Origin of the sequence: Blautia sp. HCP3S3_B11, from assembly GCF_052064435.1 — a bacterium.
In the GTDB taxonomy this organism is placed as follows: domain Bacteria; phylum Bacillota; class Clostridia; order Lachnospirales; family Lachnospiraceae; genus Blautia_A.
In genome coordinates, this window is record NZ_JBQHVP010000006.1 from 25,754 (window position 1) to 40,331 (window position 14,578).

15 protein-coding genes and 7 tRNA genes are annotated in these 14,578 nt (G+C 42.5%); 20 read left to right on the forward strand and 2 right to left on the reverse strand.

Annotated elements, in window-relative coordinates:
• Positions 1–627 precede the first annotated feature (627 nt).
• The 20 genes from ACTNC0_RS05800 to udp all read left to right on the forward strand — a co-directional run bounded on the left by ACTNC0_RS05800 (position 628) and on the right by udp (position 13,561).
• A complete protein-coding gene (locus ACTNC0_RS05800; protein WP_441086656.1) occupies positions 628–4,935 on the forward strand; it encodes an InlB B-repeat-containing protein in 4,308 nt (1,435 codons plus the stop codon).
• 151 nt (positions 4,936–5,086) lie between these two features.
• Positions 5,087–5,209, forward strand: coding sequence for a hypothetical protein (locus ACTNC0_RS05805; protein ID WP_441033559.1), 123 nt, complete (start codon positions 5,087–5,089; stop codon positions 5,207–5,209).
• Between the two features lie 34 nt (positions 5,210–5,243).
• A complete protein-coding gene (locus ACTNC0_RS05810) occupies positions 5,244–5,438 on the forward strand; it encodes a tyrosine-type recombinase/integrase (protein WP_441086767.1) in 195 nt (64 codons plus the stop codon).
• A gap of 283 nt (positions 5,439–5,721) precedes the next feature.
• A complete protein-coding gene (locus tag ACTNC0_RS05815) occupies positions 5,722–5,919 on the forward strand; it encodes a hypothetical protein (protein ID WP_117676755.1) in 198 nt (65 codons plus the stop codon).
• Positions 5,920–6,435: 516 nt separating this feature from the next.
• Positions 6,436–6,747: a rhodanese-like domain-containing protein gene (locus ACTNC0_RS05820; RefSeq protein WP_118629861.1), complete on the forward strand. Its 312-nt coding sequence runs from the start codon at positions 6,436–6,438 to the stop codon at positions 6,745–6,747.
• 170 nt (positions 6,748–6,917) lie between these two features.
• Positions 6,918–7,460 (forward strand): phosphodiesterase, encoded by a 543-nt coding sequence (yfcE, locus tag ACTNC0_RS05825; RefSeq protein ID WP_117845203.1) that lies wholly within the window; start codon positions 6,918–6,920, stop codon positions 7,458–7,460.
• A gap of 41 nt (positions 7,461–7,501) precedes the next feature.
• On the forward strand, positions 7,502–8,650 hold the full coding sequence (locus tag ACTNC0_RS05830; RefSeq protein ID WP_117676758.1) for a THUMP domain-containing class I SAM-dependent RNA methyltransferase: 1,149 nt from the start codon (positions 7,502–7,504) through the stop codon (positions 8,648–8,650).
• 111 nt (positions 8,651–8,761) lie between these two features.
• Complete coding sequence (locus tag ACTNC0_RS05835) at positions 8,762–9,346, forward strand: XTP/dITP diphosphatase (protein ID WP_441086657.1); 585 nt, start codon at positions 8,762–8,764, stop codon at positions 9,344–9,346.
• Positions 9,343–9,822, forward strand: coding sequence for a metallophosphoesterase family protein (locus tag ACTNC0_RS05840; protein ID WP_441086658.1), 480 nt, complete (start codon positions 9,343–9,345; stop codon positions 9,820–9,822). Before ACTNC0_RS05835 ends, ACTNC0_RS05840 begins: the two co-directional genes overlap by 4 nt.
• A gap of 101 nt (positions 9,823–9,923) precedes the next feature.
• Positions 9,924–10,106, forward strand: coding sequence for a hypothetical protein (locus ACTNC0_RS05845; RefSeq protein ID WP_441086659.1), 183 nt, complete (start codon positions 9,924–9,926; stop codon positions 10,104–10,106).
• A gap of 84 nt (positions 10,107–10,190) precedes the next feature.
• Positions 10,191–10,265 (forward strand) — tRNA-Pro (locus ACTNC0_RS05850).
• Between the two features lie 35 nt (positions 10,266–10,300).
• Positions 10,301–10,371: transfer RNA gene (locus ACTNC0_RS05855), tRNA-Gly, on the forward strand.
• Positions 10,372–10,392: 21 nt separating this feature from the next.
• Positions 10,393–10,466 (forward strand) — tRNA-Arg (locus tag ACTNC0_RS05860).
• Positions 10,467–10,471: 5 nt separating this feature from the next.
• Positions 10,472–10,545, forward strand: a tRNA-His gene (locus ACTNC0_RS05865).
• A 9-nt stretch (positions 10,546–10,554) separates the two neighbouring features.
• Positions 10,555–10,626 (forward strand) — tRNA-Gln (locus ACTNC0_RS05870).
• 9 nt (positions 10,627–10,635) lie between these two features.
• A tRNA-Lys gene (locus ACTNC0_RS05875) sits at positions 10,636–10,708 on the forward strand.
• Positions 10,709–10,829: 121 nt separating this feature from the next.
• Positions 10,830–10,910 (forward strand) — tRNA-Leu (locus ACTNC0_RS05880).
• A 164-nt stretch (positions 10,911–11,074) separates the two neighbouring features.
• Positions 11,075–11,839, forward strand: a complete 765-nt coding sequence (locus tag ACTNC0_RS05885) for a hypothetical protein (RefSeq protein WP_441086660.1) — start codon at positions 11,075–11,077, stop codon at positions 11,837–11,839.
• A gap of 163 nt (positions 11,840–12,002) precedes the next feature.
• Positions 12,003–12,608 (forward strand): NAD(P)H-dependent oxidoreductase, encoded by a 606-nt coding sequence (locus ACTNC0_RS05890; protein WP_441086661.1) that lies wholly within the window; start codon positions 12,003–12,005, stop codon positions 12,606–12,608.
• A gap of 164 nt (positions 12,609–12,772) precedes the next feature.
• The gene (gene udp, locus ACTNC0_RS05895) at positions 12,773–13,561 is read left to right on the forward strand and encodes a uridine phosphorylase (RefSeq protein ID WP_441086663.1); all 789 of its coding nucleotides are present in this window, start codon (positions 12,773–12,775) and stop codon (positions 13,559–13,561) included.
• Here udp and ACTNC0_RS05900 read toward each other — a convergent pair.
• Both ACTNC0_RS05900 and ACTNC0_RS05905 read right to left on the reverse strand, forming a co-directional pair.
• A complete protein-coding gene (locus tag ACTNC0_RS05900; RefSeq protein WP_117677448.1) occupies positions 13,521–13,961 on the reverse strand; it encodes a DMT family transporter in 441 nt (146 codons plus the stop codon). The genes udp and ACTNC0_RS05900 overlap by 41 nt on opposite strands.
• A gap of 13 nt (positions 13,962–13,974) precedes the next feature.
• Complete coding sequence (locus ACTNC0_RS05905; protein ID WP_117677449.1) at positions 13,975–14,397, reverse strand: DMT family transporter; 423 nt, start codon at positions 14,395–14,397, stop codon at positions 13,975–13,977.
• Positions 14,398–14,578: the final 181 nt, after the last annotated feature.

The following is a 14,578-nucleotide window of genomic DNA, read 5'->3' on the forward strand; positions in this document are numbered from 1 at the left end:
TCCTTTCTTGGATGTAGGTTTATAGTTTTTAGTCAACTCTATTATACCATGTCCAGTGAGGAGTTATTTGTTTTTAGGTAACAAAAAATGCCGTATTTATGCGGTGTTGTGGCGTTTCGCAAACGCCCAGGAATAAAAAAGATTGAGAGGAGAAATATCATGGATTACAGGACTTTTGTAGATCAGGTCATTAAAAAGGTAACAGAGAAGACGATTTTTGGAGATGCCATACTATAACAACAGATAAAGGAACTAAAAACTGTCAGCTGGTATCATGGGAGTGATCCTGTATGATGCAGCATAAATAGGAAACAGGTACGAAAAAAGATCTGGTACTCTACCGTATACAGACATCCAGGGATAATCTGAAATCTGCAAGGATATTTAGGCAGAAGAATACAAAGGAGCAAATAACCGTACATACTTTATACTCGTCTTATTTTTGTGCGGAACTGTCTTTTTTGTAGATTCCTGCTTTATGGCTGGACGGGATGTTCAAAGAATAAGAAATGTGAATCTGTTTTTGTTGATAATACTTACCGGAAATTTTACAATGGATACAGGTACAAAGTGATGCATATTACTGTATGGAAATACGCAGAAAAACAGGATAAGGAGGTAAATTATATGAGAAGAAAATTCAGGAAAATATTAGCCCTTACTACTGCAATTGCTGTGGTGGCAGGCGTGCTGCCGCTGGACGGAGGGGCATTATCCAGTAAAATTACGAATGGCGGACTTACAGTAAGTGCGGCAGAATTTACATCACCGGAGACAGGAAACGGAGTTACTCCGGAGGAGGATCCGGAAGTAACATTTTCCGATAATGATGCTTCGGTGGAAAGTGCGGAGGCATTGTTTACAGACAATGACACGGCAGATAATGAAGGAGCATTACAGGACGGGGAAGAGGAGATCACCGTGCAAAGTGTACAGAACCTGATAGATGCCCTGCCATCACAAGAAGAAGTCAGTGAAATGAGCTTTGAAGAGCAGGAGAAAGTATATGAAAAACTCCAGAATGCATATGAGACTTATGAGACTCTGACAGAGGAAGAAAAATCTCAGCTCACAGGAACGGATGCTTTTGACGAACTGTTTGATTATTTTAATGGGATGGTTAGTGCTGCTGGTAATGTGGGGAGTAATGGACTTACGGTAACTCAGAGTAATGGGAATGCAGATTTCTATGTGTATTCTGACAATACTCTGACAATTAAGGATACGGGAACTGGTTGGATTAAGATATCCGGTTCCGGTACAAAGACCGAAGATCGTATTGTGGTAGAGGGTGGTAATACTGTTAATATTATACTTAATAATGTAAATATTCAGCAGTCCTCTGATTGGACTAGTGCATTTCTGATTGAGAATAATGCTATTGTTAATCTGACACTGGAAGGTGAAAATGTATTACAATCAGGTATGACATGTGCTGGATTACAGGTGGAAGGAACATTGAATATTATCGGTGGAGAAAATGGCAGCCTTCGAGCGACAGGCGGTGACAATGGAGCCGGAATCGGAGGTGGTCAGAATAAAGCCGTAGGAAATATTAGAATTAATGGAGGAACAGTAACTGCTATAGGCGGTGACGATGGAGCCGGAATCGGAGGCGGTAACAATGGAACCGGAGGAGACATTCGTATTGGAGGAGGAACAGTAACTGCGAAAGGCGATGCTTATGGAGCCGGAATCGGAGGCGGTGGTTCAGGAGCCGGAGGAATCATTAATATTGAAGGAGGAACAGTAACTGCGAAAGGCGGTGTTTATGGAGCCGGAATCGGAGGCGGTGGTTCAGGAGCCGGAGGAACCATTAATATTACAGGAGGAACAGTAATTGCGATAAGCCTTGGTTCTTCTGGCTATATAGGAGGAGCTGGAATCGGAGGCGGTTCCAGTGGAGACGGGGGAGACATTAGTATTACAGGAGGAGAAGTAACTGCGACAGGCGGTAACTGTGGAGCTGGAATTGGAGGCGGTGACCATGGAGACGGGGGATCCATTAGTATTACAGGAGGAAAAGTAATTGCGACAGGCGGCAACAGTGGAGCCGGAATCGGAGGCGGTAATATCAGAGACGGGGGAGAAATTGGTATTACAGGAGGAACAGTAACTGCGACAGGTGGTGCTTATGGAGCCGGAATCGGAGGCGGTTCCAGTGGAGCCGGAGGAGAAATTAGTATTACAGGAGGAACAGTTACGGCAAATGCTGGTTGTCATATTTCTAATCAAGGAGGCGGAGGAGCTGGAATCGGAGCCGGAAATGGATATAATCCTCAACAAGGGACTAAGGCAGATAGTATAGTAATTAATGGCGGTATTGTAACAGCAAATAGTTTCAGCTCAGACGTTGCTGATATTGGCAATAGTAGTACTGTTTTTTCAACAACTATTTCGGATGCGGAAGATAATGAGGTCTTGGGTAGTGCTATTATTACATGTGAAAGCGGTGGCATTAAGTATTCTCCGGTATCAGGTGCTTTGCAATGCATAATCAACCATAAAGGCAATAGTACGGTATATGGTAATATGACATTAAACACTGATCTTACGATTCAGAAGAATTACAAGATGACTATACCCTCAGGGAATAGCCTTATTATTTCAAGTGGTGTTACGCTAACAAATAACGGAATCATCGAAAGTGACATTAGCGGTAATGGTACTATTGATTTGCGTGGGGGTGGTTCGATTACAGGTTCAGGATCTAAAAGCGGGGTCATGTTAATATGTTCTGTAAATAGAACAGTTAGTAAAAACATTGATTTTGAAGGGAACCTTTATGCTAATGATCAGCAGGGCTATTCAGCAACTTTGAGTGCGAAAGAGGGGTATGATTTACCCGAGGAGATTTCGGTTAGAATTGATGGGAATCCGAAGCCAATTCCTGCTGCTAATTCAACTGTGAAGGGATATACTTATGATAAAACCAATAATCCTGCAAAATTGATAATCCCCAAAGAATTAATAACCGGAAACATTGAAATAGAAGTAAAAGCAATGTATGAGATCGAACTCACCCCTGCTGATTCAGAAACTGGCTTGACGGTGCTTGATTTTGGTGAAGAAACTTATGGTTATGATTCGTCTGCTGCACAAGAAATCACAGTTACTAATATCGGTGAGAAGGGGGTTGAAGTAGGGCTTCCATCAAGTGATGATTATGATTTTGCTTGGACATCAGGAAATAATGGAAATACTCGTTTGCAGCCAGGTAATTCTGAAGGTAATTCTGCGTCTTTCAGCGTTCAGCCGGAACTAGGACTTAATGCTGGTATATATGAAAATACAATTACAGTTTCAACAGTTTCTGAGAGTAATAGTGTAAGTGAGAATTTCACTGCTAAATTTAGGGTGAAGCCTATTACTACATGGAACAGCAGTACACCCGGTCAAGCGACTGTTACATGGGGAAGTGTAAAGAATGCAAATGAATATTCCGTGCAGTTATATAAAGATGAGCAGAAGTCAGGTGGTGCTGTAAATGAAAATGAATTAATGCATACCTTTGGCATTACAGAAAAAGGAAGTTACAAAGCTGAGGTTACAGCAAAAGTTAACCTTGAGGAAATCAAAGTAGAGACATCTTCGCTACAGTTTTATTCTGTTGATTTTAACACAGATAATGGGCAGAACCTTCCGTCACAGGTTGTCGTAAAGGGTGGGAATGTATCCAATCCGCTGCCCAGTGGAACTGTTCTGAGCAAAGCAGGATATATCTTTGGCGGATGGTACAGTGACCCTGCTTTTACTTCTGTCAGCAGGTGGGATTTTGGTAAGAGTGCAGTTCAGGGAGATACTACACTGTATGCCAGATGGCTGGTTCCATCCTACAGTTATTATACGATTACCGCTTCTGCAGGTACAGGCGGAACGATCACGCCGTCAGGAAACTGCAGTATCCGGGAGTGGTTGGATAAGACCTTCACCATTACTCCTGACAGCGGTTATGAGATCGCGGATGTACTGGTAGATGGAAAGAGTGTGGGAGCCCAGTCTTCCTATACTTTTAAAGATGTCATAAGCAATCATACCATTTCTGCATCTTTCTTAAAGATAGTTCCACAGGAGTATCCTGACGGAACAAAGGCAAAACCGGATGGAAGCTTTGAGACACCGAATGGTACAGTGATCCTGCCTGACGGAACCATCGTTCTTCCGGACGGTATCAGAATTGAGCTGGACGAAGATGGAAACAGACCGGTAATAGATAAAGACAATGTGGTGACAGCACCGGACGGAACCGTTTATAAGCCGGACGGTACGGTTCATAATACAGACGGTTCTGTTCAGGACCATGCGGGAACATACCTTAGTCCGGCGAAGGCATGGGTCGACTTTGTAAACGCAGCTGGAAATAAGATAACGATCTTACTTACAGGGGAAGCAGCGGGAGCCGCCGGTTATGATTATGTCATCGGAACGTCTGCGGATATGCTCAAGACCAGAGAGTATTATAAAATCAGCAAAAATAAACTGGGTACCGAGACTCTGATGCAGTATGTGGAAAAAGGTACTTATTATGCTGCCTGCCACGCATGGATACGGGGAACTGACGGAAAGAAAGTCTTCGGACTGTGGTCAGAATTGAAAGAGTTCCGGGTGGATGCAGTAACTCCGGAGACACCGAAGATCAAAAATGTAAAAGTATCGAAACAGACTGTGACAGTGACATATACAGTATGCAGTGATGCAGAAGGATATGATATCGTACTTGGAAAAGAATACAAAAAAGTAAATGAGGAGAAGCGTCCTGTAAATTACGGAACACTTGTAAAGAAAGTAAAGAATGGAAATACGGTGACAGTTACCTTTAGAAATGTAACTCCCGGAACCTATTATGCAGGTCTCCACTCCTGGAACCGTACCAGTGAAGACGGTAAGAAGGTCTTCAGTCCCTGGTCTGGTGTAAAGAAGGTCGTGGTAAAATGATCTTTTTCTCTGAGAGTGTAAGATAAACCGGTATGATTCCTGTGCAGGGATGCTGTGTATTATTAAATTTCATTGAATGAAAAGTAAAACCGATGGTATTGACTGTTCAGGTCATACCATCGGTTTTTTCTGAATAAAGGCGGAAGCATAAATGGAAGAACTTGAAATAAGATTTGATCTGGAAAAAATGTTGGATGCTAATGGTTATCCGTGGGGTCTATGGATATTCTCAGATATGAGGATAAAACATAGAGTGTTTTATTCCGACTTTTAAAGATTTATCCGTAAATTGGCATGATTTCCCTGATCTGGTATTTACAAATCCATGGGGAAGGCATATCAGTGATACTGCTGTAAATAATGATATGAAAAAAATAGAAAATAAGATTAAAGCCTCCGGAGTGGAGTTTGAGCATATTTATCCACACGTTCTCCGCCACACATTTGCCACAAGAGGACTGGAACAGGGCATCCCTCCCGAACCCCTTATAAATCCACAGTGAAACACCCGGTAGGGGAGCTACCGGGTGTTTCGAGGGGAGTATAAATAATTAAATAAGGGGTTTATGTAAAAAAAATTTTTGAAGGGTAAATTCTTTTTACAGGTATGATTATAATATAGCTTGGTGAAAAAAGCAACATATTTTGATGAATATTCCCCCGCGTTTTTGGGATAATAGTCAATGTGAAGCACATTCAGTAATGAAGTGCGACATAAAACTGTCCGGATTCTTTTGGACTTCCAGAAGAGCCGGATAGATAAAACGCATCAGGAGGAATAAAATAATGGCAAAAAATTATGAATCTGAGAGTAAAAACAGTAGAAATTACACAGACACAACAAGCAAAAACAGCTATGGAAACGAAATGAACCATACTGACAATGCAAGAAGCAAAAACGAAACAGACAGCAGAGATAAAGCAAAAAACAAAATGAAAAATAAGACCTCCCAGTCTTATAGCTCAGAAGAGGACAGATACTAAGTTAAGCGGATATTTGCGATTCGTTTTCGCAACGCAATTCTATGCCGAATGTTGGATGACTTAGTGATAAAAATTCGCATTTAGCCTGTGCTTAAATAATACAAAACAGGCTGAAGTAAAAAAAGCTGCCTGAAGTAAAAAAACTGCCAGTGGAATAATCTGCTGGCAGTTTTTGAATGCATATATGTAATTATATTGCGGTAATTCTGTGATAAAAATCTTTTCGGCAGGATTGAAATAGGTCGGGGAGGAATTATGCTGCTAAATCAATTTGCCGTAGATAAAAAAATACAGGCGGGATTCTTTTTAGGAAAATTCGTAACTGTTCAGTACCTTCACAGTTACGAGTCAAAATCCATTAAAAATCGCCTTCGGCGATGAGATTTTGACTTGTATGTCTCGGGATTTTGGCATGTTCATGCCAAAACACCTCGCGGGATAGTAGACTGCTGAATAGTTACGAAAATTCAACATTTTATTTCTACATACATATGATATAGCAAAAAGGAGTCTGCCATGTTTCCAGTGGAAACGATTTCTGCAAAAATGCTGGATTATTATGTGGACCGCAGGGACGCATTAATTATAGATCTGCGCGAAAGAGAGGCATATGCACATAGCCATGTAAAAGGAGCAGTGAACATGCCATACGCTGAAATTGATGAACATACCACATTTCCCAAAGGAAAAACACTGGTATTATATTGTGACAGAGGTGGTGCAAGCCTTCTTCTTGCCCGTCAGCTTGCCAAACTGGGCTACCGTACCCGTTCTGTGATAGGTGGTTTTGAAGCATATAGGGGAAGAAATCTTGTAATTTCGGCATAAGCATGATAAGGTGTATATATGCTAAAATCCTTAAGAATACAAGCCAAAATTCCTTTGCCGTAGGCAACCGGGAATGAATTTTGGCTGCGTTACCTGGAATGAAGTGAACAGAGACGTACTATTTGGATGCAGGAAAATACAGATTAATTGAAAAGAGGAGAATATTTACTATGAAATATATGTTTGCGTCAGATGTCCATGGTTCTGCATATTACTGCAGAAAGATGCTGGATGCTTATAAAGAAGAAAAGGCAGAGCGCCTGGTACTGCTGGGCGATCTGCTTTATCATGGCCCGAGAAATGATCTTCCGAAGGAATATGCCCCGAAAGAGGTCATTGCCATGCTGAATGACATGAAAAGAGAAATCTATGCTGTGCGCGGAAACTGTGAAGCAGAAGTGGACCAGATGGTATTACAGTTCCCTGTTATGGCAGATTACTGCATTTTAAATCTGGATGGAAGAACTTTCTATGCTACACATGGACATGTCTACAATGAGAATAACCTGCCGCCGATTCAGGAGGGAGACATCCTTATTCATGGACATACTCACGTACTTAAGGCAGAACAGAAAGAGGGATATGTATTGTTAAATCCGGGTTCTGTATCCATTCCAAAAGAGGGAAATCCTCCTACATATGCAATCTTTGAGGATGGCGTGTTCACAATCAAAGATTTTGAAAAAAATGTTGTAAAAAGTATAAATCTTTAATCGACGGATATTGAAAGAATTATTATCAGAAAGGACAAAGAATGGAAAAATTTGAATTGATCGCACCTTGTCACTTTGGCATGGAGGCAGTATTAAAACGCGAGATCCTTGATCTTGGCTACGAGATCACAAAAGTTGAGGACGGCAAAGTGACATTTGAGGCAGACGCCCAGGGAATTGCAGATGCTAACATATTTCTGCGTTCCACGGAGAGAATCCTGCTGAAAGTAGCTGAAGTAAAGGCGGAAACGTTCGATGAGCTTTTCGAGAAGACAAAGGCTCTTCCGTGGGAAAACTACATTCCAAAGGATGGCAAGTTCTGGGTCGCAAAAGCGAATTCTGTTAAAAGTAAACTCTTTAGCCCATCAGATATCCAGTCTATTATGAAAAAAGCGATTGTAGAGCGTCTGAAGGGCGTATACGGGGTGTCCTGGTTTGAGGAGGACGGAGCAAGCTTTCCGATCCGTGTGGCATTTATGAAAGATGTGGCTACAATTGGTATTGATACTTCAGGCGTATCCCTGCACAAAAGAGGATATCGTAAAATGACAGTAAAAGCTCCGATTACAGAGACGCTTGCCTCTGCGCTGATCATGCTCACACCATGGAATAAAGACAGAATCCTGGTCGATCCATTCTGCGGCAGTGGTACTTTCCCGATCGAGGCTGCGATGATGGCAGCAGACATTGCGCCGGGAATGAACCGTTCTTTCCTGGCAGAAGACTGGAAACACTTAGTTCCGAGAAAATGTTGGTATGATGCCAATGAGGAAGCGCAGGACAGGGTAAATCTTAACATTGATACAGATATCCAGGGCTTTGACATTGATCCGGAAGCTTTGAAAGCAGCCAGGGCAAATGCAAAAATGGCAGGGGTGGACAAGCTGATCCATTTCCAGCAGAGACCGGTAAAAGAACTCCGCCATCCGAAGCCATATGGATTTATCATCACAAACCCGCCATACGGCGAACGACTGGAAGAAAAAGAGAATCTTGCGCAGCTTTACAGAGAAATCGGGGAAAGTTATGCAAGACTGGATAAGTGGTCGATGTATCTGATCACATCTTATGAAAAAGCAGAGAATGATATCGGAAGAAAAGCGGACAAGAACCGAAAGATTTATAATGGAATGCTGAAAACTTATTATTACCAGTTTCTGGGACCACGCCCGCCGAAGAAAAATAAGTAAGCAGCATAGTTATTTTGAAAAGAATGTGCTGGAAAGTTATTCAGAACAGCGTAAACAGTAAACGGATACAGAAGTAAATGGAAATAAATAAAACAGAGGATATAAAGAATTATGAAAAAAATAATTTTTGCTACCGGTAATCAGGACAAGATGAAAGAAATCCGGGAAATTCTTGCGGATATGGATGTGGAAGTTGTTTCTATGAAAGAAGCAGGAATCCAAGCAGACATCGTAGAAGATGGCTCTACCTTTGAAGAAAATGCCATAATCAAGGCGAAAACGATTTGCGAAATGACAGGGGAGATCACTCTTGCGGATGATTCTGGCCTGGAGATTGACTATCTGAACAAAGAGCCTGGCATATACTCTGCGCGTTATATGGGAGAAGATACCTCCTATCGCATTAAGAATGCCAATTTGATAGAAAGATTGAATGGTGTGCCGGACGAGAAACGTACTGCAAGGTTCGTATGTGCCGTTGCAGCGGCTTTTCCGGATGGAAGTGTAAAAACAGTACGTGGAACAATGGAAGGCCGTATAGGGTACGAAGAGAAGGGCGAGAACGGATTTGGATATGATCCGATTTTCTATCTTCCTGAATATGGATGTACTTCTGCGGAACTGTCTATGGAAGAAAAAAATAAGATCAGCCATCGTGGCAAAGCTCTGCGTGCTATAAAGGAAGAACTGAGATGAAGGTACTGATCGTAAGCGATACTCATGGACGGGATGAAAATCTGGAGGAAGCAGTGTACAGAGAGGCGCCTTTTGATTATCTGATCCACTGTGGCGATGTAGAGGGAAGAGAAATCTTTATTGAAGCTCTGGCAGAATGCCCATGCAGCATTGTTGCCGGGAATAATGACTTTTTCACAGATCTTCCACAGGAAGAAGAGATAACACTGGAAGGCTATAAAATTCTGGTGACACATGGACACTATTATTTTGTGTCCAGAGATCATAGCCGGATTGTGGAGAAAGCAAAGGCAAAAGACTGCCAGATCGTAATGTATGGTCATACCCATACTCCGGTAGTCGAAGAAGAGGACGGAATTCTTGTGATTAATCCAGGCAGTCTTACCTATCCGCGTCAGCGTGGCCGCAGACCGAGCTATGCAGTTATGGAAATCGAAGAGGGAAAATATCCTCAGATAGAAATAAAATACCTTTGAAATAATGTCCCCATAACTGTGGACACAATATATTTTGAGTTTGCTCATTTATGAAGACATCTAAAATAAAAAGAGTAATAAAAAATTGAGATTTTTTTATTGTGCGAAAAAAATATTTTTTTACAAAAAATCTTAAAAACCATGCCCGCAAACCATTTTTTAAGCAAAAAAATGAAACTTTTTTCAAAAAAGTGGAAAGCCCGCAAAGCCTTGATTTTAGCGGCTTTGCGGCACTTTTTGAAACCGAAAAAATCACTTTTTCAAAAAAAAACAAAAAAAATTGAAAAAAAGTGTTGACATTTGGGGTGGCTTACCATATAATATGTCTTGCGTCGGACAACGAAGCACAAATAAATAAAGAAAAACAGCGGGGTGTGGCTCAGTTTGGCTAGAGCGCCTGGTTTGGGACCAGGAGGCCGCAGGTTCGAATCCTGTCACCCCGACTGCTGTAACAACAACATTACCGTTTCAGCGAAATGCGGGTGTAGTTCAATGGTAGAACACTAGCCTTCCAAGCTAGATACGTGGGTTCGATTCCCATCACCCGCTTCTCTGTATGCACAGAGAGATGTGTCTGTAGCTCAGCTGGATAGAGCAACGGCCTTCTAAGCCGTGGGTCGGGGGTTCGAATCCCTTCAGGCACGCTGTGGTGGGTATAGCGCAGTTGGTTAGCGCGCCAGATTGTGGCTCTGGAGGCCCAGGGTTCGAATCCCTGTATCCACCCTTCGCCTTTGGGCTATCGCCAAGCGGTAAGGCACAGCACTTTGACTGCTGCATTCGCTGGTTCGAATCCAGCTAGCCCAGTCTCAATATGGAGCATTAGCTCAGTCGGTAGAGCACTTGACTTTTAATCAAGTTGTCCGGGGTTCGAATCCCCGATGCTTCATTAAATAGCGGAAATCTTATGAAGAGGTTTCCGCTATTTTATTGCTTCTGTAGAAACTGGTACATCAACAATCAACTTGTTGGTATATTGGCTGGAGCAGTAATCTACAATTTATAAAGATGCGGATATGGCGGAATTGGCAGACGCGCTGGTTTTAGGTACCAGTGGGCTTCCCGTGCAGGTTCAAGTCCTGTTATCCGCATTCAGAATAAAGTACCGTTTAAAGACGGTACTTTTTCTGTTTTACAGGGATAATATTTTGTTGTATAGTTAATTCATAGTGTTTTTGGGAAAGAATACTATAGAATGATGCCAGAGTCGAATTGAAGATGTTAGATAGAATAAGGATATAAGGAGATTACTAGTATGGATATACAGAAATTTCAGCAGAAGCTCACAGAGGCCTGCGAGCTTGGTGAGAAAAATGGGAAAGTGCTGAAACCGGCACAGATAAAAGAATGTTTTGGGGAACTGGATCTGGATAAATCACAGCTGATCAAAATTTTACAGTATCTGAAATTAAAAGGCATTACGATTGAAGGTGCAGAGGTGCTTTCGGCGGCGCCACAGGAAGAACATGAAGAGGAATCTGCACAGAGCGAAGAGAAAGTACCTTTAACACCGGAAGAGAAAGTTTATCTGAAAGAATATCTGGAAGGGTTAGAGGAACAGGAGCAGGGAACAAGAAGTGCTGAAGAGCTTTTTGCACTGCTTTCTCAGGGAGATACTATGGCACAGGCAGAACTGTCACAGAAATATCTGCGCGCAGCAGCCGAAATGGCGGTTGAAATGAACTGTGAGGAGATTTTTATCGCTGATCTGATTCAGGAGGCAAATATCAGCCTTCTGATGGCTCTTGGAGAGGAAGAAGCGGCCCGGAAGGATGAAAACTGGCTGCTTGGACGTATCCGTGCGGGAATACGCAATGCGATCGAAGAACAGACACAGAGAAAGTTTGAAGACGATTATCTGGTGGCAAAGGTTGAAAAACTGGAATCAGCGGTACGTGAGCTCACAGAGGGTGACGATGATGAAAGTGCTAAGTTCAGCGTAGAGGAACTGGCAATCATCCTTGATATGGATGAGGAAGAAATTCGTGATGTTTTACGCCTTACGGGAGATGATAAATAATATGATGTTATATGAAAATGTTGGTATGCAAAAAAAATTAGCACACCAACATTTTTTTGCGTTCCCGCGTATTTCATAGTTGTAAAAGAATCTGAAAACCTGTATAATTGTATGTAAAATAATAAGACTTAAAAATAAATATGAAAAAACAGGAGGAAATGTTTTGAAAAAAACAATTCTTGTGATTGATGCGTGTGTCCGCAGGGAAGAATCCAGAACTAAAAAGCTTCTGGAAGCAGCACTGGATACAGTGAGAAAAGAACATTCAGACTGGAATCTGGAAATTCTGAATCTGATGGATCTGGACTTGATGTACTGGAAAACAGAGACATTAAAAGAGCGCGATGAGCTTCTGGCTAAAAAAGAATACGATGCACCTGTATTTAAATACGGAAACCAGTTCCGGGAAGCGGACGGGGTAATCGTGGCGGCACCTTTCTGGGATCTGAGCATTCCGGCGGTCCTGAAGGTTTATATTGAGAATATTTCCGCAGAAGGCATTACATTTGGATGTAACGAGAGTGGATTGTATGGCCTCTGCAAGGCGAAATGGCTGCTTTTCCTTACTACCAGAGGAGGAATCTGGGCTGACAGCGATATGGAGCAGGGAAGCACTTATATGGAGGCACTGTGTAAGTTCTTTGGAATTGATGAATATGCATGCGTCTATGCGGATGGAATTGATGTGCAGGAACTTGATGGAGAAGGGATTCTTCGTGAAGCGATAGAAGAGACAAAGGGAATATGTACGCGTCTTTCCTGCGAATGAGTCAGTTATTTGTCAAAACACATCGTGGGTGGCGTGTGAACAGGAATGATATTACTGGGAACAGCAATGACATATAGGATAAGCGTATTAAATATAGGAATATAGAAAGTTGGTAAAATTAATAAAAGTAATAACAGAAACAAAAAGGAAAGAGAGGACAGGATATGGTTTATTCAGACAACGGAAGAGCATTTCACATTGATGTAGCGCCGGGAGAGGTAGGCAAATACGTTCTTATGCCGGGAGATCCAAAGAGATGTGCGGCGATTGCCAAGTACTTTGATGATCCGGTACAGATTGCAGATAAGAGGGAATTTGTAACTTATACCGGCTATCTGGACGGAGAGAAAGTCAGCGTGACTTCTACCGGAATCGGCGGACCGTCCACTGCTATCGCTCTGGAAGAACTGGTACAGTGTGGGGCAGATACTTTTATCAGAGTCGGAACCTGCGGTGGAATGGATCTGAGCGTAAAAGGCGGTGATATTGTCGTTGCAACAGGATCTATCCGTATGGAAGGTACAAGCAAGGAATATGCACCGATTGAATTTCCGGCAGTGCCGAATCTGGAAATAGTGAATGCGTTGGTAGATTCTGCAAAAGAGATGGGATGTAATTACCACACAGGAGTGGTGCAGAGTAAAGACTCTTTCTATGGACAGCATTCTCCACAGACAAAACCGGTAAGCTATGAACTTGAGAATAAATGGGAAGCATGGATGAGACTTGGATGTCTTGCGTCAGAAATGGAATCAGCGGCGCTTTTCACAGTTGGTAATTATCTGAGAGTACGCTGTGGAGCAGCTTTCCTGGCGGTTGGAAACCAGGAGAGGGCAAAGAGAGGAATGGACAACCCGCAGTGCCACGACACAGACATGGCTGTGCGCGTGGGTGTGGGAGCGTTGAGACTGCTTATTGCTCAGGACCGTGCGAAATCCGATTGTCCCAGATAATTCCGGCAGCAACAAGAACGATACCGAGAAGCTTTTTAAGACTGATATTCTGGAACATCAGTGCATCGAAGAGAATGCCTGCGGTTAACTGACCGACCAGCAGGAGAATGGTGGATTCCATAACCTTGAGGTGAGAGAGTGTGATCATGGAAATAATAAATGCCACGATTCCGAATGCACCTCCAAGGTAAGCCCACCAGGGTGCCTGACTGAAAGAGTACAGATTTACGGAAAATCTGGAGGATACCAGCAGGAGTATAAAAGATAACACGCTGGCAACGATATAGTTAACAAGAGAACCATTATTTGTTCCCAGGTATTTGGTACAGCGGTAGTTAATCATTTTAGAAATGACGGTTGCACATCCGTTTACGAATGCCAGAGTAAGTACAAATGCCATGATAAAACTCCTTTCATGAAAGATTGATGATGATCAGACCGACTAAGATCAGAGCAAAGCAGGGAAGACGCTTCAGATTGAACGGAATTTTTGGAACGCCGAACCAGCCGAAGTGGTCGATCACTGCAGAGATCACAAGCTGTCCGGTGACGGAGAGACATGTCATTACGGAAACTCCGAGTGCTCCGATGCAGTAACTGGAAGTAACAACCAGAAAGATGCCAAAGAATCCGGCAGAATACAGGTACCATGGCATTCCGGAGATTTTTAATTTCTCATGGCAGTACAGTTTCATGTATAAGATCAGAAGGATACCGCCAACTGCATGAACGACAAGACTCATGCCAAACATTCCCACATAATCTGTGAGCATACGGTTCAGGCTGCCCATAGCAGACTGGCAGGCACCTGCAAACAGAGTAAAAAGTGCGTACATAAATAATTTCCTCCTCCTAAATAGTGGATGTTGTGAGAGTTTTGCTCATCAAAAGTTACCGGACACAAAGAGAACAGTAACCATCAAAACATCATATCACGCTATTATACAAGAAAAAAATAGCGCTTACCAGTTCTTTTGGACAAAATTTATTGATAATTATCGGTTGTTGTTATCGGAG